General features: G+C 59.2%; 18 protein-coding genes. 6 read left to right on the forward strand and 12 right to left on the reverse strand.

Annotation, left to right across the window (positions count from 1 at the left end):
* Positions 1 to 10 precede the first annotated feature (10 nt).
* The 4 genes from BM235_RS22255 (at position 11) to BM235_RS22270 (ending at position 5,249) form a co-directional block, all read left to right on the forward strand.
* The gene (locus tag BM235_RS22255; RefSeq protein WP_090116445.1) at positions 11 to 904 is read left to right on the forward strand and encodes a carbohydrate ABC transporter permease; all 894 of its coding nucleotides are present in this window, start codon (positions 11 to 13) and stop codon (positions 902 to 904) included.
* A gap of 42 nt (positions 905 to 946) precedes the next feature.
* The gene (locus tag BM235_RS22260) at positions 947 to 2,557 is read left to right on the forward strand and encodes an extracellular solute-binding protein (RefSeq protein WP_090116446.1); all 1,611 of its coding nucleotides are present in this window, start codon (positions 947 to 949) and stop codon (positions 2,555 to 2,557) included.
* Positions 2,558 to 2,637: 80 nt separating this feature from the next.
* Positions 2,638 to 3,468 carry a response regulator transcription factor gene (locus BM235_RS22265; RefSeq protein WP_090116447.1) on the forward strand — a complete coding sequence of 277 codons (831 nt, stop codon included), beginning with the start codon at positions 2,638 to 2,640 and terminating at the stop codon, positions 3,466 to 3,468.
* 17 nt (positions 3,469 to 3,485) lie between these two features.
* Positions 3,486 to 5,249, forward strand: a complete 1,764-nt coding sequence (locus BM235_RS22270; protein ID WP_090116448.1) for a cache domain-containing sensor histidine kinase — start codon at positions 3,486 to 3,488, stop codon at positions 5,247 to 5,249.
* 68 nt (positions 5,250 to 5,317) lie between these two features.
* On the opposite strand, the gene BM235_RS22275 is transcribed toward BM235_RS22270, so the two are convergent.
* From BM235_RS22275 to BM235_RS22320, 10 genes are all read right to left on the reverse strand, one after another.
* Positions 5,318 to 6,043 (reverse strand): glucosamine-6-phosphate deaminase, encoded by a 726-nt coding sequence (locus BM235_RS22275; protein WP_090116449.1) that lies wholly within the window; start codon positions 6,041 to 6,043, stop codon positions 5,318 to 5,320.
* Between the two features lie 77 nt (positions 6,044 to 6,120).
* Positions 6,121 to 7,980, reverse strand: coding sequence for an alpha/beta hydrolase family protein (locus BM235_RS22280; RefSeq protein ID WP_090116450.1), 1,860 nt, complete (start codon positions 7,978 to 7,980; stop codon positions 6,121 to 6,123).
* Between the two features lie 52 nt (positions 7,981 to 8,032).
* On the reverse strand, positions 8,033 to 9,463 hold the full coding sequence (locus BM235_RS22285; protein ID WP_090116451.1) for a DUF4832 domain-containing protein: 1,431 nt from the start codon (positions 9,461 to 9,463) through the stop codon (positions 8,033 to 8,035).
* 18 nt (positions 9,464 to 9,481) lie between these two features.
* The gene (locus BM235_RS22290) at positions 9,482 to 11,278 is read right to left on the reverse strand and encodes a hypothetical protein (protein ID WP_090116452.1); all 1,797 of its coding nucleotides are present in this window, start codon (positions 11,276 to 11,278) and stop codon (positions 9,482 to 9,484) included.
* Between the two features lie 11 nt (positions 11,279 to 11,289).
* Positions 11,290 to 11,736 (reverse strand): hypothetical protein, encoded by a 447-nt coding sequence (locus tag BM235_RS22295; protein ID WP_090116453.1) that lies wholly within the window; start codon positions 11,734 to 11,736, stop codon positions 11,290 to 11,292.
* 86 nt (positions 11,737 to 11,822) lie between these two features.
* On the reverse strand, positions 11,823 to 13,442 hold the full coding sequence (locus BM235_RS22300) for an extracellular solute-binding protein (protein ID WP_090116454.1): 1,620 nt from the start codon (positions 13,440 to 13,442) through the stop codon (positions 11,823 to 11,825).
* Positions 13,443 to 13,503: 61 nt separating this feature from the next.
* Complete coding sequence (locus BM235_RS22305; protein ID WP_090116455.1) at positions 13,504 to 14,397, reverse strand: carbohydrate ABC transporter permease; 894 nt, start codon at positions 14,395 to 14,397, stop codon at positions 13,504 to 13,506.
* A 14-nt stretch (positions 14,398 to 14,411) separates the two neighbouring features.
* Positions 14,412 to 15,308: an ABC transporter permease gene (locus tag BM235_RS22310; protein WP_255374526.1), complete on the reverse strand. Its 897-nt coding sequence runs from the start codon at positions 15,306 to 15,308 to the stop codon at positions 14,412 to 14,414.
* A 707-nt stretch (positions 15,309 to 16,015) separates the two neighbouring features.
* On the reverse strand, positions 16,016 to 17,695 hold the full coding sequence (locus BM235_RS22315) for a response regulator (RefSeq protein ID WP_090116456.1): 1,680 nt from the start codon (positions 17,693 to 17,695) through the stop codon (positions 16,016 to 16,018).
* Positions 17,696 to 17,708: 13 nt separating this feature from the next.
* Positions 17,709 to 19,505, reverse strand: a complete 1,797-nt coding sequence (locus BM235_RS22320) for a cache domain-containing sensor histidine kinase (protein ID WP_090116457.1) — start codon at positions 19,503 to 19,505, stop codon at positions 17,709 to 17,711.
* Between the two features lie 239 nt (positions 19,506 to 19,744).
* Between BM235_RS22320 and BM235_RS22325 the strand changes: the two genes are divergently transcribed.
* Complete coding sequence (locus tag BM235_RS22325) at positions 19,745 to 21,124, forward strand: alpha-L-rhamnosidase N-terminal domain-containing protein (protein WP_090116458.1); 1,380 nt, start codon at positions 19,745 to 19,747, stop codon at positions 21,122 to 21,124.
* Positions 21,085 to 22,110 carry an alpha-L-rhamnosidase-related protein gene (locus tag BM235_RS32690; RefSeq protein WP_255374527.1) on the forward strand — a complete coding sequence of 342 codons (1,026 nt, stop codon included), beginning with the start codon at positions 21,085 to 21,087 and terminating at the stop codon, positions 22,108 to 22,110. The genes BM235_RS22325 and BM235_RS32690 overlap by 40 nt, the downstream gene beginning before the upstream one ends.
* Here the strand turns inward: BM235_RS32690 and BM235_RS22335 are convergent.
* Positions 22,091 to 23,143 carry an SGNH/GDSL hydrolase family protein gene (locus BM235_RS22335; protein WP_158543987.1) on the reverse strand — a complete coding sequence of 351 codons (1,053 nt, stop codon included), beginning with the start codon at positions 23,141 to 23,143 and terminating at the stop codon, positions 22,091 to 22,093. The genes BM235_RS32690 and BM235_RS22335 overlap by 20 nt on opposite strands.
* 5 nt (positions 23,144 to 23,148) lie before the next feature.
* Complete coding sequence (locus tag BM235_RS22340) at positions 23,149 to 24,204, reverse strand: zinc-binding dehydrogenase (RefSeq protein ID WP_090116461.1); 1,056 nt, start codon at positions 24,202 to 24,204, stop codon at positions 23,149 to 23,151.
* Between the last annotated feature and the right edge of the window lie 83 nt (positions 24,205 to 24,287).

A 24,287-nucleotide genomic window follows, 5' to 3' on the forward strand; every position in this document is an offset into this window, starting at 1 on the left:
AGAGCTCTCTATGAAAATATCTTACGGTGACCGCCTCACGTCCGGCATCATCTATGCGCTCCTGGCGCTGCTCGCGTTCGTAACCTTTTATCCGTTCTGGAATTCGGCCGTCATCTCGTTCAACACCGGCGCCGATACCTCGCTTGGAGGCGTCACCTTCTGGCCGAGAGCGTTCACGCTTGATAACTACGAGATCGTCTTCCAGGACAAACGCCTGGTTCATGCCTTCCTGATCTCCGTACTGCGCACGGCGATCGGCACCGTATTGTCGATCGCGGCGACCGCCGTCTTCGCTTACGGAATGTCCAAGAAGGAGCTGGTCGGACGCAAGTATTACATGATTTTCTGCATCATCCCGTTGTACTTCGACGGCGGACTGATCCCCTCTTACATGCTGATCCGGTCGCTAGGCCTCATGAACTCGTTCTGGGTCATGGTCATCCCCGGCCTCATCAGCATCTGGAACATGATCGTCTTCCGCACCTTTTTCCAACAGCTGCCGCACAATCTTGAAGAATCCGCTAAAATCGACGGATGCGGGTATTGGCAGACGCTGTTCCGGATCGTGCTCCCGCTCTCGGGACCGGTCGTCGCCACGCTGGCGCTCTTCTCGGCCGTCGGTCATTGGAACGATTGGTTCACGGCGACGCTGTACATCTCCGATACGAAGCTGCTTCCCATCCAGACGCTGCTGCAGCAGATTCTAAGCTCCAACATCATGTCCGAGCAGCTGATGCAGACGAGCTCGGCCGCGCAGAGCCATATCGCTTCGGCGCGCTCGGTCACGACCAAGTCGCTCACGATGGCCACGATGATGGTCGCCACGATCCCGATCATTCTCGTCTACCCTTTCGTACAGAAGTACTTCGTGAAGGGCGTTATGGTCGGTTCGCTCAAAGAATAATAACCTAGAGAACTGAGGGGATCGCCCTTGAAGAAAAATAAAATGATGGCCGGCGTGCTGGCCCTGACGCTCGGCGCCGTCGCCGTCGCGGGCTGCTCGAACGACAATAATAAACAGGAAAATATCGCCTCCCCTGCCGCCTCCAGCGATTTCGTGTTCGGCGACACGCCGGTGAACTTCTCCTTCTACGGCAACTACGACTGGTACACGATGCAGCCGTGGGGCGGCGATCCCGCCACCAAGTGGATCCAGGAAAACAAAAAGGTGACCGTGACGCCCGTCGCGGCGCAGGGCGCTTCCGTCCAGAAGTTCAATACGATGGTCGCCTCCGACGATCTGCCGGACGTCCTGTTCATGGACCGCGGGCCGCTCGTGGAGAAGCTGCGCAAAGCCGGCAAGCTCGTAGCCCTCGATCCGTATCTCGACAAGTATCCGAACCTGAAGAAATATGCCGGCGAAGAGACCCTGAACATGCTTCGCTCCGAGGACGGCAAGCTCTATCAGTTCCCGAACTGGTATACGTCCACGCCCATGGGCAACGGCGGCTATATGGTCAACCAAACGATCTACGCGGCGCTCGGCTCGCCCAAGCTCGAGACGTTCGAGGATCTGCGCGCCTACCTGAAGCAAGTAAAGGAGAAATTCCCGGACGTCGTGCCGTTCGACATCGGCTACGGCACGCAGGGCATCAGCATCCTTTACTCCGGCTTCGGCGAGAATCATACGGGCGCCTTCACGTCCTACGGATTCGTGCCGAACGGGGACAAGCTGACTTCCCTCTTCTCCGACCCGGCGTTCAAGGAGACGCTCACGTTCGCCAGCTCCTTGTTCCGCGACAAGCTCATCACGCAGGACGCGCTGACTCAGACGAAGGATCAGGTCGTGGAAAAGCTGAACACGGGAAAGGTCGCGGTCTACGCATCCTATGATACGTCCGATTTGGGCAGCCAGGCGACGTCCGAGCTGAAGAAAAGCGATCCCGAAGCCGGCTACAAGATGATCTGGCCGCTGCACAAGGAAGGCGTCGATCCGAAAAAGGTATACCCGAACAACTATGACAGCATCGGCTGGAACGTCAATGTCATCACGACCGAAGCCGAAAATCCCGAGGGCATCTTCGCCTATCTGGACTGGCTCACCGGCGAAGAAGGCGAACGCGTCATTTTCTGGGGACCCGAAGGCCTGTACTGGGACGGCGTCGACGAGAACGGCGCGCCGAACTGGACGGAGAAGTTCAAGACCGACGTGGAAGAGCGCACCAAATTCATGGCGATCACGGACAGCTTCCAATGGGCGGGCAATACGAGCTTCATCGACGGCTCCAAAGCGGCCAACAACATGAAGCTGCCCGAGGATCAACGGGATTGGGCCGCCGAAGCCCAGCTGACGATCGCGTGGAAGACGTCGTACAACACGACGCAATTTTCCAACCTCGCGCCGGATTCGTCGACGGAGGAAGGCAAGGCGCTGCAGAAGGTCGCGGACATCGAGACGAGCGTCATCGCCAAGGCGCTCTATGCGGGCAGCGACGCGGAAGTCGACAAGATCATCTCGGACGGCGAAGCTTCGGCGAACAAGGCCAGCTACCAGAAGCTGCTCGAATACGAGACCGCCAAATGGCAGGAGAACCTCAAGAAAATCAACGGACAATAAAACCCAATCGCAAGCCGGAGAGAGTATACTGAAAAAACAGTGTACTCTTTTCTGCATGATCAAGGACGGGGGAAACGCGAATGTATAAGGTGCTGTTGGTAGACGACGAGGATCTGGACCTGGAGGCGTTGCAGCGCTTCATCCCCTGGCAGCGGCTGGACATGCAGGTCGTCGGCGCGATGAACAGCGCGGTCGCCGCAGCCAAGTACGCCGCCGAAGCGGAGCTCGACGTGCTCGTGACCGACATTCGCATGCCCCGCATGTCCGGGCTCGAACTGGCGAAGCTGGCCCAGGAGAAGAACGGCGGTTTGCGAATCGTCTTCATCAGCGGCTACGAAGACTTCTCCTACGCGAAGCAGGCGCTGAGCCTGAATGCGTGCTCGTATATTCTGAAGCCGGTCAACGACCATGAAGTGTACGATGCGCTGGCCAAGGCGAAGGCGCAGCTGGACCACGCGCGCGGGATGAAGGAGACCGAGCAGGCCTACCTGGAAATGGTCAAGCGGCAGGACGCCCGGCAGAAGACGGCGCCCGCCTCCTCTTTGACGCTGCAGCCGCAGCCGGACGACCGCGACAGCCGGCCTTTTAAGAAAAACCGCAAGCTCGCCCAGGATATCATCGCCTACATCCGCGCGCGCATGCATGAGGTAATCACCCTGCGCAACGCGGCCAACGCTTTTTCCTATACGCCGAACTATCTCGGCCTCATTTTCAAGGAAGAGACAGGTGTCTCTTTTTCCGATTATGTCGTTCAAGCGCGCCTGGAGAAGGCGCAGGAGCTTCTTAAAAATACGAACCTCAAAATCTACGAGATTGCGGATCAGGTCGGTTACCGGAATCTCAATTACTTCAGCAAGCAGTTCAAGGACAGCTTCGGACTCTCTCCGCTTGAATACAGAAGGCTAAGCTGAACGGAGGGGCGACGCACATGAACGATAAACCCAAGCGCTATATTCCCTTCGGCTACAAGCTGTTGGTCTCCTATATACTGATCTGTCTCATTCCGATCATCGTCATCGGTCTCGTCTCCTACTTCACCTACATGAGCAACGCGAAGGAGCAGGCCCGTGACAATATGAACGACACGCTCAGGCAGATCGGGGACAACGTCTCCATGAAGCTGGAGGACATCCGCCGGATCTCCGACCTGCTGTACAACGACTACACGCTCGCCAGCGACATTCAGAACTTTAATATGGGCTGGGAGAGCTACGAGAGCACCGTCAAATACGTCATTCCGAAATTTCAGAGCACGATCAGCGCCACCGGACAGGACATCAAGCTGACCGTCTACATCAATAACCCGCTATTCCCCGAGTTGTACGGCAAATCCGATTCGAAGATCGATCCGCTGGTATCGCAGAAGCAATCCTTCGAGATGTTCAACCTGAACCGCATTGAAAACGAAGCATGGTACCGCAATTTTCCAAAGGAGCAGTATGGCATCACCATGTCCTGGCAGCAGATCGAAGACGACCGCGCGCACGGCAACATCTCCTTTCTCCGGCGGCTGGTCGATTCCAGCGATCCCTTCGCGCCGGAGCAGATCGGCTTCATCCGCATCGCGACGAAGATCTCCGGCATCTTCCAAAGCCTCGACTACCGCAAGCTCGGGACCGGCACGGTCGTATACGCGGTCGACAACCAGGACCGGGTCATGTATTCCTCGGACGACGGCGTCATTCAACGCGACTGGCAGGATGAACCTTCGCCGAACAAGATCGTCATCTCTCAGTCTCTTCCGGGCATTAATATGAAGCTGGTCGCGGTCATTCCGACACATGCGCTGGAGAACAAAGCGAAGAGCCTCACGAACCTGACCATCTTCTTAAGCCTCGCCAGCATCGTCATCTGCATCGCAGCCAGCCTGCTCATCTCCCGCGTGTTCTCGAAGCGCGTCGGCAAGGTCGTGTCCCTGCTGCGCCTGTTCCAGGAGGGCGAATACGACAGACGGATCCGATACCGGGGCGAAGACGAATTCGCCTTTATCGCCTCCGCGCTCAACCAGCTTGGCGAGCATATGAACCGGATGATCAAGGAGACCTACCTGACCAAGATCGAGGAGCAGGAGCTGGAGCTGAAGCTGCTGCAAGCGCAGATCAACCCGCATTTCCTGTACAACACGCTGTCCTCCATCAGCCGGCTCGCCCAGTTCGGCGAGGTCGACAAGCTGCAGCTCATGGTCATGGCGCTCTCGAAGTTCTACCGCAATTCGCTCAACAACGGCGAGACGTTCATCTCGGTGGAAAACGAGCTGGAGCAGGTGAAAGCGTACATCGAGATCCAGCGCATCAAGTTCAGGGACCGGCTGTCGGCCGAGTTCGACATCGACCCGTCCGTGCGCCGCTTCCACACGGTCAAGCTGATCCTGCAGCCCTTCGTCGAGAACGTCATCGAGCACGCCTGGAGCGGCGAAGGCGTCATCTGCGTCACGATCCAAGCGGCCCTGGAGGACGACCGCGTCGTGTTCCGCATAATCGACGACGGCTGCGGCATGACCGAGGAGACGATCGCCCAGATCTTCACGCCGAACGACGGCGTGTATCTCGGCTACGGCATCCGCAACGTGGCGCAGCGCATCAAGCTCTACTTCGGCCCGCAATACGGCGTGCGCATCACGAGCCGGATCGGCGGCGGTACGTGCGTGGAGATTCGTACGCCTACGGTTGGCGGGCAGCGGTTGGGGGCCTGATAACCGGCAGATCAAAGAGGGGCCTCCCCTAAGGAAGACCCCTCCAGCTTTTTAGGCTCCAAAACCTACTACAGCAGCGAAGAAGACTCGCGGTCTAAGTACAAGTCCCAGCCCGCGTGCGTCTTGAGAATGGATGCCGGAACCCGGTTCGTGACCCCTTCGGCAAGCGCGTGCTGAATGGCCCGCGCCTTGACCTGATGCGGCACGCAGGAGACGATGTGCCGGCTTCTCAAGATTTGGCGGACCGTCATCGTGATCGCTTGGCGCGGCACGCGCTCTACCGACTCGAACCAGCCTTCGCGCACCTGCTGCGCCTTGCACGCCTCGTCCAAGTCTACGACTTTGTACGCCGCCTCGTCGTCGAAGTCCGCCGGCGGATCGTTAAAGGCGATATGCGCGTTCTCGCCGATGCCGATGAGCGCCAGATCGATCGGCGCGCTCGCGATCTCTTCGCCGAGGCGGGCGACGGTCGCGTCCAGGTCGCCTTCCCCGTCGATCAGATGCGCGCGGCCGACCGGCGCAAACGAGAGGAATCGCTCGCGCAGGTACAGGCGGAAGCTCGCCGGGTGCGTATCCTTGAGCCCCACGTATTCGTCCAGATGGAACATCTCCACCTTGCCCCAATCAAGTTTCTCGGCGGCCAGCGCGCGGAAGAACGTAAACTGCGAAGCACCCGTGGACAGCACGATTCTCGCATAACCCTGTTCGCGCAAGCAGTCTTCTAGGATACGAACGCTTTGCTTCGCGGCATCCCTGCCCAGCGCTTCGGCAGTGTCGCACACATGCAGATTCAACCTAGTCCCCCCTGTCCCCTCAGTTTCTCAGTTTCTTCAATGCTTCCGATCTTTAATGCCCACCGTTCTTTCCGCTCCTACAGATCCTGCAAATCAAAGTGGCGCAGCATCCCCGGCATGATGAAGCCAATATGATTGTATTCATCATAGTAACGGGACTTCACCCAGGAGCTGAAGTCGGTCGTTCCGCTCACCGCTTCGACGCGGGCGATGCGCGAGTCCAGCGCATTGGCGAGATGGGCGTAAAGGCTGAACCGGCCTGTCGTATAAATTTGAATATCTCCCTTGTTCGCCCGGCTCAGCGCCTCGGCCGCGTCGAGGGCGCGGATCACGTCGTAGACGCGCATCGCCGCCAGACTGTCGCCCAGCCAGAACAGATCGGTGGTCAGCTTGTGCACGGTGCCATAGAACGCGTACAGATCGTAGCGGTTAATCGCGTTCGGCATCAGCGCGCCGCTGCCCGACACGTCGAGGACCATCAGTTGTCTGCCGCCGTCGCAAATCTTGCGTATCGTAGGCGCATGCCGCTGCAGGTCGCGCGTGCCCTTTTCCCATAAAGCGATCGTGACCGGCCCATCATCGCCGGTACGTCCCGTATCGCCGAATAAAAACGCATGCCCGTGCAGGCCCGCCTGGCTCCACCAGACGACGCTCCGGACGCGCAAGCCGTTCCAGTGTCCGAGCTCGGTGACGCGGGGATACAACGGACTCTCCTTGCGCCCCGTCCATACCCGCTCCTTCAGCCAAGCCAGCGCGGCGGCCCTGCGTTCCTTGGCCGGCAGCGCTTCGCGGGCTTGCTCCAGCGCGCGCAGCCGGTCCACGGTCTCCTCATGGACCCCTCGCGCATCCGGGATATCGCCGCGAACCTGTCCGGATACGGTGCACCACAGCCGCTTCGGGTCGATCATGTCGGCATCTCCGACTAGCTGCCGCACCGTGTCCGCCAGGAGATGCTTGCGGAAGAAGCTTGCCGCGGCTTGCGCCAGGGCAGCGGTGTACTTGTGATGGGAATCGTCCTCGACGAAACGGAGCCGATCCTCGCAGCCGTACATCGCCCAAAAGCGCCGGACGCGTTCGACGGTCCGATGCGTGCCTTCGATCGGGAAGAAGTCGTTCGTGACGGCGAGCACCAGCACCGGCTTCGGCGCCATCGCCATCAAAATATCCTCGTGGTCCAGCCCCAAAGCGGTCATGCCGAACCAGATCTGCTCGGCGTCCTGGGCCTGGCCGGTAACGAGATAGCTTTCGCGGCTCATGATGAAGGTGGCGGGCGCGGCGACCGCGATGCGGGGATCCGCCAGCATCATCAGGCTCGTCTGCGTGCCGCCGCCCGAATTGCCCGTGACGCCGATCCGCGCGGGATCGACCTCGGGGCGGCCGGACAGATAATCGACCGCCCGCATCGCGTCGTGCAGGAAATACCGGGCAAGCCCGTCCCCGAGCGGCAAGCATTGCTGGCCGGCATAGTCGTGCTCGACGATGCCGTCGATAACGGCGAGCGAGCCGGACGACGCGTCGAAATAACTGAAGCGCTCGCCCTGCCCGATCGGATCCATGGCCAATACCACCAGGCCGGCCTGGACCAGAATGCCGCATACCGTCTGGTATTCCTCGCCGTGCTTCGCCTCCCGGTCGTGTCCGCACAGGAACAGCACGGCCCCCCGGGGAGAGGCGATGCCGTCCGGCACGTACAGGTTCGCCGTCACGTAGGCGCGGGGCCTGGATTCGAACATCACCTTCTCGATGACATAGCCTTCGCGAGCGACGACGCCCGTCGTCCGCGGGTTAAGCGGCGTGTCGCAGGAAGGCAGCCCGCCGATCGCGTCGATCAGCTTCTCCCGCAAATTCTCCCGCCGGGCCTCCAGCTGATCGCGGCTCGCGATCGCGTCCCTGACCCGGTCGCCTTGCGCGAAGGCCGCGAAGGAACGATCGTACACGAGCTTTTTCAGCTCGTCCCGGACGTCGTAGTCAATGAAGTAGTTTTCCAGTTCAAAAAGGTTCAGCTGCGTCTACCTCCTCGCTTCGATGCCGCACCTCGATGCCGCCGACCGCGTACCAGCCGTCCGGGCCTCTGCCCTCGATCGCCAGCCGAACGGCGGGCGCGCCGGCAGCCGGATCCAGCAGACCGACGGCCACCTGATAGTACCCTGCCCGCAGCGCATCCGGGAGCCGGAGCGCCTGATCGTGCAAATTGTCGCCGGGCAGCCACTCCCGAATATCCGCGTCCGATTTCAGTACGACTTCGTCCTGCTCGTTCTTTAGCCGCACAGCCAGCTCGTACCTGCGGTAGCACGGCGCCACGCCGAGGTTTTCCCACCATGTCGCGATCGTCATCTCGCCGCCGGGCCAGACGACGCAGGGGTAGGTCAGCTTGCGGAGCGCGAGACGGTAGCCCATCCGGTTCAGCCACCGCCTGACGTTCGGCTCCCATTCCTCCGGGATCGGGGACGACTTGGCGTTGAAGGTGGAGATATGCCACTTAAGCGATTGGTCGATGATATAATCGATATTCCACTTCCGGTCGTACCAGTCCTGCACGACCCAACACACCTCGAACGACACCGGCGCCTTCTGCCACGCGTCCCGGAATCCATTCTGAATGATCTTCTGCGGATAGTGGTCCATCATATGAGACCAGTCGAGCGGCACGTCGTGATAGTCGTTCGCGCTCCCCGGCAAAATTTCCATCAGGTTGATCCAGCTGCCGCCCATATCGCCCAGACAGTCCGCCCGGAATCCGACGTCGCGGCGGGACAAAGCGTACCGGTTCGTCCGCTCGTCCGTGAGGAGCATGAGCAGCGGCGTCTCGCGGAAGCTGTCGACATAGCTGTCGACAAGGGCCTCCCGCGTCCGGTCCGTCAGCTTCTCCGAGCCTTCGCCCTCTCCCCACGGCCCGACGAAGGACACGTCGACCGCTTCCAGACCGGGATGGCCGTCGTAGCGCCGGCCCAAGGCACGGACCATGCCGCCGAAATACTCGGCGTATCGCGGGTCTTCCGGATCGACGAGCCATTTCGGCTGAATGGGGTTCCCCGTCACGCCCGGAAGCTTGCGATACCAGTCCGGCACGTCCGTCCTCTCCGTCGATTCCCCGTAAGGCGCGATTCGCAGCATGAGCGTCTGGCCCCGCTCCTTGGCCTTGGACAGCGCGCGATCGATCAGCGCCCAATCGTATTGTCCCGGCGCGATCTCGAGGAACCGCCAGTAAAGCCGGAAATAAGCGATCGTCGTGCCGGGATGCCGCTCGTTGGACAGATCCCCGCCTGCCGGCTGGTATTCGATCGGGAAGCCTTCGGTCCAGCCGTTGCCTTCGTTCAGCTTGTCGCCGTTGAACCGCTGAAAGGTCATGAAGCCGATGCCGGGATTGTCCAGCACGTCGTCGATCACTTTAGGCCTGACCACGTACCGTTTCATTTTCATGCCGCCCGTCGCCTCCCCTCATTCGAATAATCCGGTCGAACCGAGGTAGGCGAGCACCTCCTGCCGGAGCCGATCCATCATCCGCGGCGACTTGCCCGCGGCAGGCGCCGGCGAGCAAGCCTTGTCGACTTCGCCGTCGCGGCCGAAATCCCAGTAGCGAGGCGGCGTGTCGACGAAGTCGGGCGTGTCCTTCCACCAGCCGCCGTCGCTCTCGAAGCCATAGTGCTTGTTCACGATATCTTTGACCTTGCGCTTCAAGCCGTATTTGCTCTCGATGTCGAAGCCGTTCGCGCCCATCATCGCGTCGGCCAGCTGCATCGTATTGCGCATGAACTTCAGCCGGATGGAGGGCAGCGGAGCCTCGAGGCCGAAGCGGACGCCGGGATACATGATGATCTCGTCCGAGACGGGCGCCTTCAGATAATCGCTCGCGCCGTGGCCGAAGGCGTTCCAGACGCAGAAGCCGTCGACGTCCGCCATGAACGCGTGCATCGGCGAGGTGAACTGCGTGACGAAGCTGTCGGAGAGCCCGCGCAGGACGCCGCCGTAGAGCCAGACCGTCTTGCCCTTCTGCTTCAGGTTGTCGGCGGCCTCCGGGAACCAGCTGAACATCCCCGTATTGACGACCCACAGGTCGCAAAAGTCCGCATAGTGGTTCTGCGCATGAACGCCGTAATAATTGCTCTCGTCGGTCCGGAACAGGAAGCGGACGCCCGTCGCGTCGTACGTTTCCTTGATGATGTCGCAGTACGCCTCGAACGGCTCCTCGTCGTGCTCGTACCAGATCTCGTCGAGCGTGAACGGGTAGAAGCGATAATGCTTCTTATGGTTCAGAAAAATCTCGAAGCCGGTCTCGGTCCAACCCATCTCCTCGAAGTGACGCACGAACTCCGCCATGATGCGGCGCACTTCGGTTCGGAAGCCCTTCTTCCCCCACTTCTCGAAGCGGGCGGGCCAATTCATATGGAAGGGCAGGTACAAATATTCGATCGGATACGCACCTCTGCGCGATCCGCGGAAGGCCGAGCCGTCGAGATAAGGACCGAAGTGTCGATCGAACCGTTCCCAGGACTTGACCCGAATGTTTTTCCCTTCTCCCTCCAGCTCCGGCGCGAAGGAGGGAACGACGATGCCCGAATGCTTGTAGCCCAAGTTGTGATACAGCGCCCGATGCTCGCGGGACATCGCCACGACCTGCTTCTCCATTTCGAAAAAGCTGCCGTCGTCGTACCGGTTGGGATTGGCGGCGAGATGAGGGAATACGGGGGAAATGGAATCCGCATACGCATTCAGATCCGCCGTCATCAGGCTCTTGTCGGGCACGGTAACGGCGTGAACGACGAGGCGCAGCCCGAATTCCTTCGCCGAACCGTTCGCTTGCGCGCGAACCGTCCCCGCATATTCGCCCGGCACGAGCCCCTTCGGCACGAACCAATCCACCCAGAGCGCGCCGACCTTCTGTCCCGGCAAGTAGACGTCGTCCTGCGGGACGCGGAAGGGCCGTTCCGCGGACAGCGGCACGAGACAATCGGGAACCGCGCAGCCCACGGTCTCGTGGAACCATTCGACGAACACTTCCGTATCCGGCACCAACGCGCCGCCGGGTCCTTGCAGCTCGCCGAACGACAGGTCGGACGACGCGATCGCTTCCCCTTCGGTATCGAAGATCACCTGAAACGAGACGTATTGGTTCATCGCGGTATGCAGCTCCAGCTCCAGCTCGAACGTCTCGAATTCCTCGCGGCCTTCCTTTTCGATAAACGCCCCCGTAACCCCGTCAACGCGCACGTAGTCCTTAAGCAAGTAGATGTTCATCGCCGGTCTCCTTATAGGTCCTCGATATAGGTCATGCCTTGCAGCAGCTCCAGCACGCCGACGATCTCGTCGTCGCTGTTTTTGACCGGATAGTACGTGGAGGTCAGATCTGCATCCCGCTTCCTCGTCTGCGGCGCGCCGCTGTCCCGCGTCCGCATCATCTCCGCGCAGGCGGGCGTACGCGCCCAGCCTTCCGGGGGCAAGGACTTGCCGACGACGACGGGGACGGCGAGGCGCGGATTTTTCGGATGGAACTGCCAGAGGACGGCACAGACAGCCAGACGAGGATTGATATTTTCCAATCGGGTCAAATCGTTCTTCACGTTCGCGAATCGCTCGAAGTCATAGTCCGTATCGCCGTGGCGGTCTAGCTGCACGTCCTCGAATTGATCGCCGTCCAGGTACATGAGCCCGATGCGGGCCACGCTGTCCAGATCGAGCTCCAAGTAGTTCGCCATTATTTGTTCATCCTCTCTGATCCGACAAGAATCCGGAGAAAAGGGAGGAACCCGATAGCGTCCCTCCCTCCCGATTGCTTGAAACTTTACTTGTATACCGGTTCTGCGCCGGCTTCCTGCATCTTTTGGTTCACTTCGTCGATGACATCCTGTCCGCCGTTTTTGAGGAAGTCCTGGACCATCTTATCCCAATTGTCCATAGAAGTATTGCCGACGATCATTTTCGTTTGTTCGTCGATCAGCTTCGTGTTCAGTTCCCAGAACTTCGTATCGTACAAGTCCGAATGAATGCTGAATACCGGATTGATATACGTCATGCCGGGCGTAGACCACAGCTTCACCGATTTTTCGGCGTAAGCCTTTTGAATCGGATTAATCGCCTTCTTCTCGACCTGCAGCGCTTCGTCGCTAGGCGCCCACTCCGCGATCTCCAGATACGACTTCGGACGCAGGCTCAAGGAAGCTTCCGGGTAATCCGCGACGCCGTTCTCCATCGTATAGCCTTTTCCGACGCCGCCGTTTTTCCAGTCGAAATCGGGATTGTTCTCGTTCTGCTGCTCGGGGGGGATGAAGGTAGCGAAATAGTTGATCATGCTCAAGATGCGGTCGACTTTGTCGGGATCATTCTTGAGCTTGCCGTTCAGCGAATACATCTGGTACCAGCCGCTCAGACCCGGCAGCGCCTGCGAGCCGTCCGGCGCCTTGAATGGCGGGATGGTCTCCACGACCGCGTTCGGATCCGCCTTGAGCAGCTGATCGAACAAGCCCTTGTTGCCTGGCGTGCCATCGTAATAAATACCGGCCTTGCCGCTATAGAACGTCGTCCGGTTGTCCTTATAAGTCAGTACCGGCCAATCCTTGGGGACGACGCCCGCTTTGAACGCGTCGCGAAGGAACTGGATGCGCTGCTTGCTGGCGTCCGTGATTATGCCCGGGAGATACTGGCCTTTGTCGTTTTTCATCGACCAGGTATCGCTGTAGAAGCCGGAGCCCATGGCCATCTCGTTATCCAAGCCGTTGGCCATGACGAATCCATAGGTATCGTCCTTCCCGTTGCCGTCGGGATCGTTGAAGGTGAAGGCTTTGGCTACGTTCAGCAGTTCTTCGTAGGTCGTCGGCATCTGCAGGTTGAGTTTGTCGAGCCAGTCCTTCCGGATGATCGGCACGTTCCTGTATTTGGTCGTGAAAAACCGGGGAATGGCGTAGATGTTGCCGTCTACCGTAACGGAGTCCCAAGCGGTCTTGGGAATGAGCTGCAGCACCGGATACTTGTCGATATAGTCGTTCAGCGGCAGGAAGGCACCCTGCTTCGCCCACTTCAGGTAGCTGGGATCTGCGCCTCCAAGGCCTACGAAATCCGGCATATCGCCCGAAGCCATGAGCACGGCCATCTTCTGTCCGCCTTGGTCGAAAGGGACCAGGTTCGCTTTGAAATTAACGTTGAACTTCTCGTTGATCGCCTGAATGCCTGCTCCGTTCGGATCCGGAATGGCGGACCACACGCCTTCGAACAGCGAGATATCGAGCTTCTTGGCAGCAGGGTCCGCGCTTGGCGAAGCCGTCGCGCTTGCGGAGCTCGCAGCCGGGGCGGTGCCGGTACTGGCGCTCGAGCTGGTCGGCTGAGTTTCTTCCTTGTTAGCGGAACAAGCGGTTACGCCCAGCGATAGGGAAAGCATGAGCAGCAAGCTTGCGTTTTTCTTTTTCATGTGGACCCTCCGATTAGTAGATTTGTCCTCAATGAAACCGGCGTCTCTTCGCTGAAACGAGCTAGCCCTTGATCGAACCGAGCATCACCCCCTTGGCAAAGTGCTTTTGCAGAAACGGATACAAAAGCAGGATGGGGATCGTGGCCACGAGCACGGCCGCCATGCCGATTGTTTCAGGCGGCGTCTGGTGCTCGAGCTGCGTCATTCTCGCTTCCGGAGATTGATGGAGGGTATCCGAGACATTGCCCAGGATGACGAGCTGGCGAAGGACGACCTGGAGCGTCCACTTCGTGGAGTCGTTCAAGTACAGAATCGCGTCGAAAAAGGTGTTCCAGTGGCCAACCGCGTAGAACAGCGAGAAAGCGGCGAGCACCGGCTTGGACAACGGGAGGACGATTAATACGAAAATCTTGACCTCGCTCGCTCCGTCGATGAGCGCGGCGTCGTTCAGCTCGTTCGGAATGCCCCGGAAAAACTGCCGGATGATGATCAGGTTAAAGGCGCTGATGCAGCCTGGGACGATGAGCGCCCAGTACGTATCGATCAACCCGGTGGACTTGATAATGAGATACGTCGGAATCATCCCCCCGCCGAACAGGAAGGTGAATACCACCATCATGTTAAAGAACTTTCGGCCGGGAATGTCCCGGGACAGCGCGTAGGCCATCGAGGATGTCATGATCAAGTCCACCAAGGTTCCGGCGACGGTCACGAATACGGTGCTTCCGATCGAGCGGACAAAGGCACGGGACTCGAAGATGGAACGATAGGCATCCAGCACCCACTGCTTCGGCCACAGCATGACGCCGTGTCTCATATAATCGTCGTAAGAGGAGAACGAGATCACGATCATGTAGTAAAACGGAAAGAGCATGAGCAAGGAAGTCAGCACGAGCAGCAGGATAATGCTCCCATCGAACGTTTTTTCGCTTAATGATTTGCGGTACAACCTCATTTCCTCCTTTCGTCTTAAAATACGCCTTCTTCTCCGACTTTCTTTGCCAAGCGGTTGGCGCCTAGGATCAAGACCAGGCCGATCAGGCTCTTGAACAAGCCGAACGCGGTAGCGAAGCTGTAATCCGCGCCCTCGATCCCTTTCTGGAACACGTATAGATCCAAGGTGGTGCCGACTCCCTTGGTCAGAGAGTTCACCATGAGCAAAATTTGTTCGATGCCCGTATCGAGCACATGTCCCATCTGCAGGATGAGCAGAATGGCGATCGTCCCTCGCAGCGAAGGAAGGGTAATGAAACGAATCAACTGCCAGCGGTTCCCTCCGTCGATGACGGCCGCCTCGTACAGGTTCGGATTGATGCCTGATAGCGCTGCCAAAAAGATGATCGTACCCCAGCCCGTCTCCTTCCACATTCCTTCAAGCGTAATCAGCGGCATGAACCAATTGGGCGACGTCAGAAAGTTGATGGGCTGGAAACCCAACGCCTCGAGCAGGGAGTTGAGGATGCCTTCGCTGCCGAGTACGGTGAGCGCGATACTGACGACGACGATCCAGGACACGAAGTGAGGAAGGTAAACGATCGATTGTACCGTTCTCTTGAAGACGGTGTTCTTGACTTCGTTCAGCATGAGCGCCATCACGATGCCTGCTGGAAACGCGAACAGCAGCTGGAGCGCGTTCAAGTACAGGGTGTTGAAAAAAATGCGGACCATGTCGGGCGAGTCGAAGATGGTGCGGAAGTGCCGCAGACCCACCCAAGGGCTGTCCATGAATCCCTGGAAGGCGCTATAATCTTTGAATGCGATTACCAAACCGAACATCGGCAAGTATTTGTAGACGATGAAATAAATCAGTCCCGGCAGCAGGAGCAGGTAGAGAAAGCGATACTTCCAGACCTTCGCGATGTACAAGTGTCAGCACCCCTCCTTCGCTTGTTGAGGAAATTATAATTCAGGCTTCCCGCCGGCAATAGGTGAATCCTATAACCTCAACGGCTGAAGAAAATGACTTTTGTTAAGCCGGCGTAAAAAGGGCGGCCGCGGGGCGGGATGTGTTGACGTAGGTCAACACATGGGCTGTGCGCGCTGCCGCAGGGCGGGATGTGTTGACGTAGGTCAACACTTGGGACGCTCGCGCTGCCGCAGGGCGGGATGTGTTGACGTAGGTCAACACTTGGGACGCTCGCGCTGCCGCGGGGCGGGATGTGTTGACGTAGGTCAACACTTTGGCTGTGCGCTGCTGCTCGGCAGGACGAGGGAGCGACACAAAAGGCAAACCGGGCCGGGACTGGCGGGCGGACCGCGCGAGCGCCCATGTGACTGTCGGAGTAGCCCCTACTGAACTCGATAGCTCGTATAGACCCATATAGCCGGATCTCGCCGCCAACCGAGGCGAAGAGGCGCTATATAGCGTCACATTGCCGGATCTCGTCGGCAACCGAGGCGAAGAGGCGCTATATAGAGCCACTTTGCGGGATCTTACTCCAACTGGGGCGAAGAGGCGCTATAGAGTGCCACTTTGCGAGATCTCGCGCCAACCGGGGCGAAGAGGCGCTATATACAAAAAAGTCGTCCTAAAAGTCAAAAATATGACTTTCGGACAGCCCCCCTCTGCATGTTCATGCGGTTCCATGCTCTTCGGTCGTCCGGGAGCGGGATACCTCGCTCGGCATGACGCCCCAATATTTTCGGAACAGCCGCGTGAAATAGCTGATGTCCCGGTACCCGATCAGGCGAGAGGCTTCGTATACCTTGGCGCCCTCTTGCAGCAGCTCCTTTGCTTTTTGCATCTTTTTATCGTGAATATAGGCGGAAAAGGTCATTTTGGTTTCTTTCTTGAACAGTCTGCTGAGATACGGGGGGCTGACGTACAGGCGGTCGGCGATCTCGTGGAGGCCGATATCCTGGTCCAGGGATTGCTCGACGATGGCCATCAGCTCGTCGATGAACCGATGACGCTTCGATACGCGCTGTTTGTCCGCATACGCCAGTATTTTGTCGATTGCTCTTCCGGCCCAGGCCGCAAGATGCTCTTGGCGAGCCAGCTCGTCCGGGTCGCGGATGACTGCCAGCTCCTGGGCGGCGACTTCCCGGACCGACCAACCTTGGGCATGGATGTAGCGGGTCAGCAAGCCGTACATGAACAGCACCGGATCGAGCAAAAGGTCCGCCGAAGCGGCGGGCTCGCAACACTCCTTGTACCACTGCATGACGAGCTGCTGCGCCTTGGCGGCGTCGCCCGACTCCAACGCGAGCAGCAGCCTGCGCTCAAGCTCCGCGTCCGGCAGCAGGGCTTCCTCCCTCGGGCCGGCGCCGGCGTTCGCGAAGGGGATGACCAGGTTGTGCCCATACATGTACCGCTCCAGCAGCGCGCTCTTCGCCTGGCGGTACGATACGTGAACGCCGCCGCGCTTCGCCGGGCGTCCGATGCCCGCGCTCGCCGTGGCCTTCAGGCAATCCAGGACGACTTCCTGGAGCTTCACGATGCCGATATTGATCCGGTACAGCCACTGCTCCTCCTCCTCTCCGTCGCCGGGGAAGACGGCCACCGTCGCTCCGTTTTCATCCATAAACGAAAAGCAGCCGGTTCCTTCGAAATACGCCGCGACCAAAGAATGCAGCGACGACTGCAACCACTGCGAATCCCGCTCTTTATCCGTCTCTCGCTCCGTCTCCGCCGAAGCCAAAGTCGAAACCGACGCCGACGGCGACTCCGCGGCCGGGTCCAGGTCCACGACCGCGGCCAAGTAGAGCCTGTCCGGCTCCGAGAGAGGCGCCAGCATGAATTCGTCCGCCGCTTTCTCCATGTCCGCATCCGTCGCGGCCCCCTTCACCCAACGCTGCAAAAAGCTTTTTTGCAGCGCGGGAAGGTGCTCCTTCCACCTTTGCTGAAGCAGCTCCATGCCGTACTTTTGCGCCCTCTCCGCCTTGATCCGCTCGGTCGACTCGAGCACCGCCGCCACCACGTCCGGATTGCCCGCGGGCTTGAGCAGGTAGTTGTCCGCGTTGCAGCGAAGCGCCTTCTGCACGAACTCGAAGTCGTCGTGTCCGCTCAGCACGATGAAGCGGATGTCCGGGTCGATCTCGCGCACGGCCTGCATCAGCTGCAGGCCGTCCATCCCCTGCATCTCGATATCGACGATCATGAGATCCGGCTTGCGGAGCGGGATCAGGAGCAGCGCCTCCTCTCCGCTGGCCGCGGCCCCCACGACCTCGATGCCATGCGCCTCCCAGCCCATGTTGTAAGCCAGGTTGTTCTGCAGCTTGAGCTCGTCCTCCACGATCATCAGATAGAACATGTCGTCGTCCTCCTTATTTGCTCGGCGTAGGGCTCAGGCAAGCGTCCAAGGGCAGCCAGATCGTAACCTTTGTCCTTTCTTCCTCATTGCTCTCGATTCGCATGCCGGCATCGTCTCCGTAATACAGCTTGAGCCTGCAAAGCACGTTCAGCATGCCGAAGTAATCCGGCGACGGCTTGTATTTTTCAAGATACGCGGTGGTGATCTCCGCAAGGGCGTCCTGGATGCGCGTCAACTGCTGAGGCTCGATCAACCGCCCGCTGTTGTAAACGCTCAGATACAGCAGGTTTTCCGTGCGCCATGCCGATACGATCAGCTTCCCGCCCGGCGGAGATTTCTCGAGCCCGTGAATGACTGCGTTTTCAACCAACGGCTGCAAGATGAGCTTGAGGACGTACAAGTCTTTGCAATCGTCGGGAATATCAAGCCGGGATTGGAAATGGTCCGTAAATCGCAGCTCTTGAATCCGAATATAGTAGCCCAGATGCTCGACCGTTTCCGCCAGCGTGAAGCTTTCCCGGCCTTTGTTCAGGCTTAATCTGAAGAAGCTGGAGAGGCAAAGCACCATCTCGCAGATCTCGTCGGCATCGTAGTTTACGGCGCTTGCATGGATGGAATCGAGGGTATTGTACAGAAAATGCGGGTTGATTTGAGATTGCAAAAATTTCAGCTCGGTTCGCGTCTTCTCGACTTGATGCTCGAAGATATCGTCGACGTACCGCTTTTGCTGCTCCGCCATCAGATTGAACGATTCGGTCAGCGCGCCGAATTCGTCGATCCGGTCGTGCTTGAGCTGTACCTTGAGGTTGCCGCGCGCGAGCTCCCGGATGCCGGACAGCAAATTGCGCAGCGGCGCGGAAATACCGGTGTAAACAATCCACGCGATACTGAGCGCGAGCAGGCAGCTGATCCCGATCACGCCGTAGATGAACCGCTGGAGCAGGCTCGACTTTTCGGTTAGATTGCGCTTGGGCTGCGCGAGTACCATGGACCATCCGGATTCGTCCGAACGAACCTTCGTGACGAACATCGAACGGCCCAGCTCTGCGTCGCGTCTCTCGAAGTAGGCCTGGTCGTTGTCCGGTATGTCGTAAGGAATCGCCGAATCGCCATTGGACGAGACGATCAACTCCTGACTCATGTTCATCAAGTACAGGCTGGCGTCATTCCCTTTTAGCAGCTCCTTGGCGAAATCCACGAACGTACTCAAATCGATCACAACGCCGAGCGCATGCGGACTGGGCCGAAGCGAATTGGCCGACATTCCGCGCGTAATCGTCATGCTGTCCGGGAGATCAAGCGGATCGTAGACGCCTTCCTGCTCGGGCATTTTCGCATTAAGGTTGCTTAGCAAGGCCGGACCTCCCGCATTTTCGACGGTCAGGCGATACCAATCCCGGTCTTTATAATCGATTCGTTTGCCCCCGTCCTTGACGGACAGCACCAACCCCATATCCGCGTCTAGAATCCATAAATCCGATATCGATTTTTCAGCCAACAAAAAGTTTTTCAGCCGCCTCAATATCTGCTGCGCGTCGATGATCTGCTGGGAGGGATCGGCATCCGGACGCAGGAGCTCGTTCAGCTCGGCGTCGTTCGAGATCAACAAGGACAAGTGGTTCATGCTCGACATGAATTGATCGATATAAGCGAGCGAAGACGCCATCGCCGCCCTCGTCTGTTCGCCGGATTGCTCCTCGAGAATGCGCTGGGACTTCCCGATCGAGTACAGGCTCACTAGGATCAGCGGCAAAATCGCCAGAATAAAAAAAAGCGTCAACCGGTACCGCACGGATTTTTTGTAGCCCAAGCGGATCGAACGGATCGCGGCTCTCGTATCCCCTCACCTCGCCGGCATTCAAGTTACCCTTAAACATACGGTATCTTTCGATAGGCTGGTATAAGAGGATCTTGTCCTTTACTGGTACATCGTTGATCTGTACGTCCGGCGGTATGGCTCGGGCGCTGGCCGTGATGCGTTGTATTGAAAGCGGGTGCACGCCTCGTTTATATTATTTATAAAATTTTACAATCCGGAGGCAAAAGAGATTGAGCGACGACGCCATGAAGGAAACCCGGTGGATCTGGCTGCATGAGGAGCAGGTCATCAAAGGAAAAGGGCTGCAGGAGCAAATCTACTTCCGCAGAAGCTTCGAACTGGAAGATGCCGCGGACGCCGAGCTGCGAGTCAGGGTCTCCGCGGACAGCCGCTATCGGTTGTACGTCAACGGCGTTCCGGTATCGCGGGGCCCCGGCAAGGGAGACAGCCATACTCAATATTACGAGGAGGTCGACTGTTCCCCGTACCTGCGCGAAGGACGCAACGCGATTGCCGCCCGCGCCGTTCATTTTCACGGCATGGAAGGGCCCATATCCGTCTCGAGAGCGAACCGCGGAGGTTTTTTTCTGTCCGGGGAAGTCACGGATCGAGCGGGCAGAACGATCGTCAAGCTGCATACCGACGAGCGCTGGCGCTGTCTGCAAGAGACGGCCATCGTCTTCGAGGTGACCGACTGGGAGACGGGCTTCGCGGGCGGTACGGAAAACGCGGCCGGTCACCAGCGCATGCTGGGCTGGACGACGGCGGACTATGCGGATGCCGACTGGCGCCCTGCCGTGGAGGTGAGCCAGTACGAGGATCCGGTCTACGGCCAGTTAAATCCCTGGACGCTGACGCCGCGCGATATTCCGACGCTCTACGAGGAGGAGCGCGCCTTTGCGGCGGTGACGAAGACCAGCCGTACCGACCTCGGCCCGCAGGTCGGTACTGGCGGCTTGAAGCGTCCGTTCACGCTTGGCCCCCGCCAAAGCGTCGTCCTCGAGCTTGACGCGGGCGAGCTGACTACCGGCTATCCCGTCTTAGCGATGGCCGGCGGAAAAAACGCCAAGGCGAAGCTGCTCTACGCCGAATGCTATCGGCAATACGACGAGACGTCCGGCACCTATGTCAAAGGCGTCAGGGACGATGCCGCCGGCACGCTGATCGGCGTCTTCGATCGCTACGAAGCAGGCGGATACGGTACGGCGGAGCGGCCGGAAGCGTACGAACCGTTCTTGTTCCGAACGTTCCGGTACGTGGCGCTGGAGATCGAGACGGCCGAGGAACCGCTGACCGTTCTATCGTTTGATTACAGGGAAACGGGCTATCCGCTGGCGGTCAAAGCCAGCTTCTCCGGCTCGGATGCCAGCCTGCAGCCGCTCTGGGACATCAGCGTCAACACGCTGAGACGCTGCATGCACGACACGTACGAGGATTGTCCTTATTACGAACAGCTGCAATACGCGATGGATACGAGGCTGCAGATTCTGTTCACCTACCAGCTGAGCGGCGACGATGCCTGGCCCGGAAGGCGATATTCGACTTCCACAGCTCCAGGCTGCCGAACGGCATGCTCCAAAGTCGTTACCCGTCGATGCTGCCGCAGGTGATCCCCGGCTTTTCCTTGCACTGGATCATGATGGTCCATGACCATTACCTGTACTTCGGGGATCCGTCGCTGGTCCGGACGTACATGCCTACGATCGACGGCGTACTGGAATGGTTCAATCAAAGGCTGGATGCCGGCGGCCTGTTGGGTCCGATGCCCTCGAACTATTGGTCTTACGTGGACTGGGTCGAAGAGTGGCGGGAGCTGCGGGGCGTGCCGACGGCTTCGCGGCAGGGCAGCAATATCATCTACAATCTGATGTACGCCGCCTCGTTGAAACTGGCGGCCGAGCTGCAGGACGCGCTGGGCCGAAAAGACGGCGGCGACGAATACAGGTCCCGCGCCGAGGATCTGATCCGGACCGTTAATCGCACCAGCTATTCGGCGACGCTCGGACTGTATCAGGACGCGCCCGGGATCGAGGCGTACAGCCAGCATGCGCAGATCTGGGCCGTGCTCGCGGGTGCGGTTCAAGGGGAAGCCGCCAAGCAGTTGATGGCGCGCACGCTGGAAAACCGGCAGCTGGCCAAGGTGTCCTACGCCATGTCCTTTTTCCTGTTCCGGGCTTTGGAGCGCGCCGACGCGTACGAACGATCCTTCGAGTTGTGGGACATCTGGAGAGACCTGGCCGCGCTGGGACTCACCTCATGGGTGGAGGATCCGGTGAGCCAGCGAAGCGATTGCCATGCTTGGGGCGCCGTCCCTCTCTATGAATTCAGCGCCCGGATACTCGGCGTCGCCCCAATCGCTCCCGGCTGCGCTACGATCCGAATCGCGCCGCAGCCGGGCTACCTGACGCGCGCGTCCGGGGACGTCGCGACGCCGAAGGGCATCGTCAGCGTAGCTTGGGAGATCGGCGAACAGAGACAGTTTGAGATAACCGTATCCGCTCCGGTCGAGGCGAGGCTCGAGATCGTCCTGCCGGACCGGTCCGTGCATGTGCGTCAAGGCGGGGACGGGATTCGTTTTAGTTGTCCGCTACGATAGGGGGACATTCTACCGGTTCGCGCGGGAAGCCGCTTGCGGTATTCAACATAATCGAAAATGCGCGACTATAAATCCAATGGCCGTAATCGTTGGGATGATTAATATTATTGAGGAGCAGGCTCTCCGGCGTTTTGCCGGCGGCAAGCTCCTCCCGCCATAACGCATGCGCGTCGGCCACTCCGATGCCGTACGCCCGGCCCAACCGGCGTACGGTATCGGCGTAATGAGGGATATCGCCGCTTGCATACAGCCAGTTCGGATTCGGCTCGCAAGGCGTTACCAATACGATGTCGCTGTCGCACGCCTCGCGAATCGTATCGATCATATGGCGAAGGTTCTTCTCAAAGTCCTCGAGCGATACGCTATTTCCGTCGTCGAGTTTGTACTGGTCGTTCATGCCGTAGCCGATGGACACCAAATCCGGCCGTAACGGAACAACGTCGGCATCCACCCGTTTAGCGCCGCCGACGCTCGCCTCTCCGCCGATCGACTTGTTAACGACGCTTAACCGCCCTCTCGGGAATAAACGTCCAAGCTGATCCGCAAACCGATTGTAATAAGCCAATCTCGGCTCGCTCGCTTCGCCGCCGGCGCTGATGCTATCTCCGTAGACGACGTAAGTGGCTTCTTCTCCATTCGCTAGTTTACGGATCGTTCGCTCGAGCAACCCGGAGCGTTCGACGTCGGCGGCCGTAACGGCTGCTTCTACTTGCCCGGCTTCGATCGCATAATCCGCGTAAACCGTATAAGCGCGATTGCTGTAATCGGGATAGGTCGCTTGGTCGAAGGGCCGCATGCCGTATATGGGATGATGAGAACCGTCCGGAATCCGGCTCCCCCTCTCGCGGCGAATCCACCCCTCGTCATAATCGACAACGTAGTCCTTGCCTTCTTCGTAACGAGCATTGTCCGGATGCGACGGGTCCGAATGGCTGCGCAAGTCCAATGCTTGCCCGCGCAAGGGCCGATAACGAAGAGGCGACGGTTCTTCTCTGATGAGCACGAACGCTTCCGCCGTTTGCTTGTTAACCATCTGATTCATTCGCTCCTCCAATCGAAGACGACCGAGAAGACTTGATCCGGCTGCAAACGCAATTGCTCGTACGCGGCCGGCGCTTCCGTATAGGGAACAACTTGATCGATATAATGCCGGGGGTCGATCAGCTTGCTCCGAATGGCCTCCACCGCGTTCAGCCGATCCTCCAGCCCCCTGTCCCCGGGCATCAGAAGAAGAACGCCCTCCGAATTCAGGTCGAGTCTGGGATCCAGGCTCAGCCGGTCCAGATAGTTAGCCTGGTAGACGATACGCGGCCAGTGATTGACCAGCCCGGACATCGGGTTCACGTAGTACGCATTCGGATCCCGGTAGGTATTGGGCGTTCTGCGAATCAGCTTATGCGCAAGCGCCGCCCCTTGCTTGGAGCCCGAGGCCTCGACGACGATGTTCGCTCCGCCGTCGCAATAAGCAAGGATTCGCTCGGCGACATCCGGGTCGGCGGCTTGGACGCGGGCATGCACGCCATAGCTTAGCGAGCGCTGAAGCCTGGATTCGGAGAGGTCGACCGCGATGACCCGGCAGCCCTTGCCGACCAGGAAACCGGCGGAGAAGGCTCCGATCGCGCCCTGTCCGATCACCACCGCGCACTCGTCCGGCTGGGGTTGCGCCGCCATGACGCCTCTCAAGCTGATTGCCGCGACTTGGCTCGCGACGTAGTCCGAAGGATCGGCGCCTTTCGGCAAGACGATCGCCTTATCGCCCATCCCGACGAGATGGAAGCTCGCCTGCCCGCCCCATTGCGCATGAATGCCCGCCGGACCTACCTGCGGATTGTAGCTCAAATAATCGCCTACGCGGTAGCCTTTTACGGCCTCCCCCATTTCGACCACTTCGCCGACTGCGGCGTACCCCGGGATGAGCGGGAATTTGCCCGAAGCGCCATAGTGGCCGCCCAGAACGCGGGTTTCCGTTCCGCTGGAGACGAAGGTGTAGCGCGTCTTGACGAGCATTTGATCCGGCTTCATTGCGGGCAGCGTAAAAGTGCCGAAGCCTACCGTGTTTTCTTGTTCAAAAACGATCGCGTGAATGTTGGTCATTTCCGTGGTAACGCTCCTTTTCTGTACGTCGGCAGCGCAGCGGAACGCCGGCCAAACGCGGACGGGCTGACCAATCCGCGTAA

Source organism: Cohnella sp. OV330 (assembly GCF_900112065.1).
Taxonomy (GTDB): Bacteria; Bacillota; Bacilli; order Paenibacillales; family Paenibacillaceae; genus Cohnella.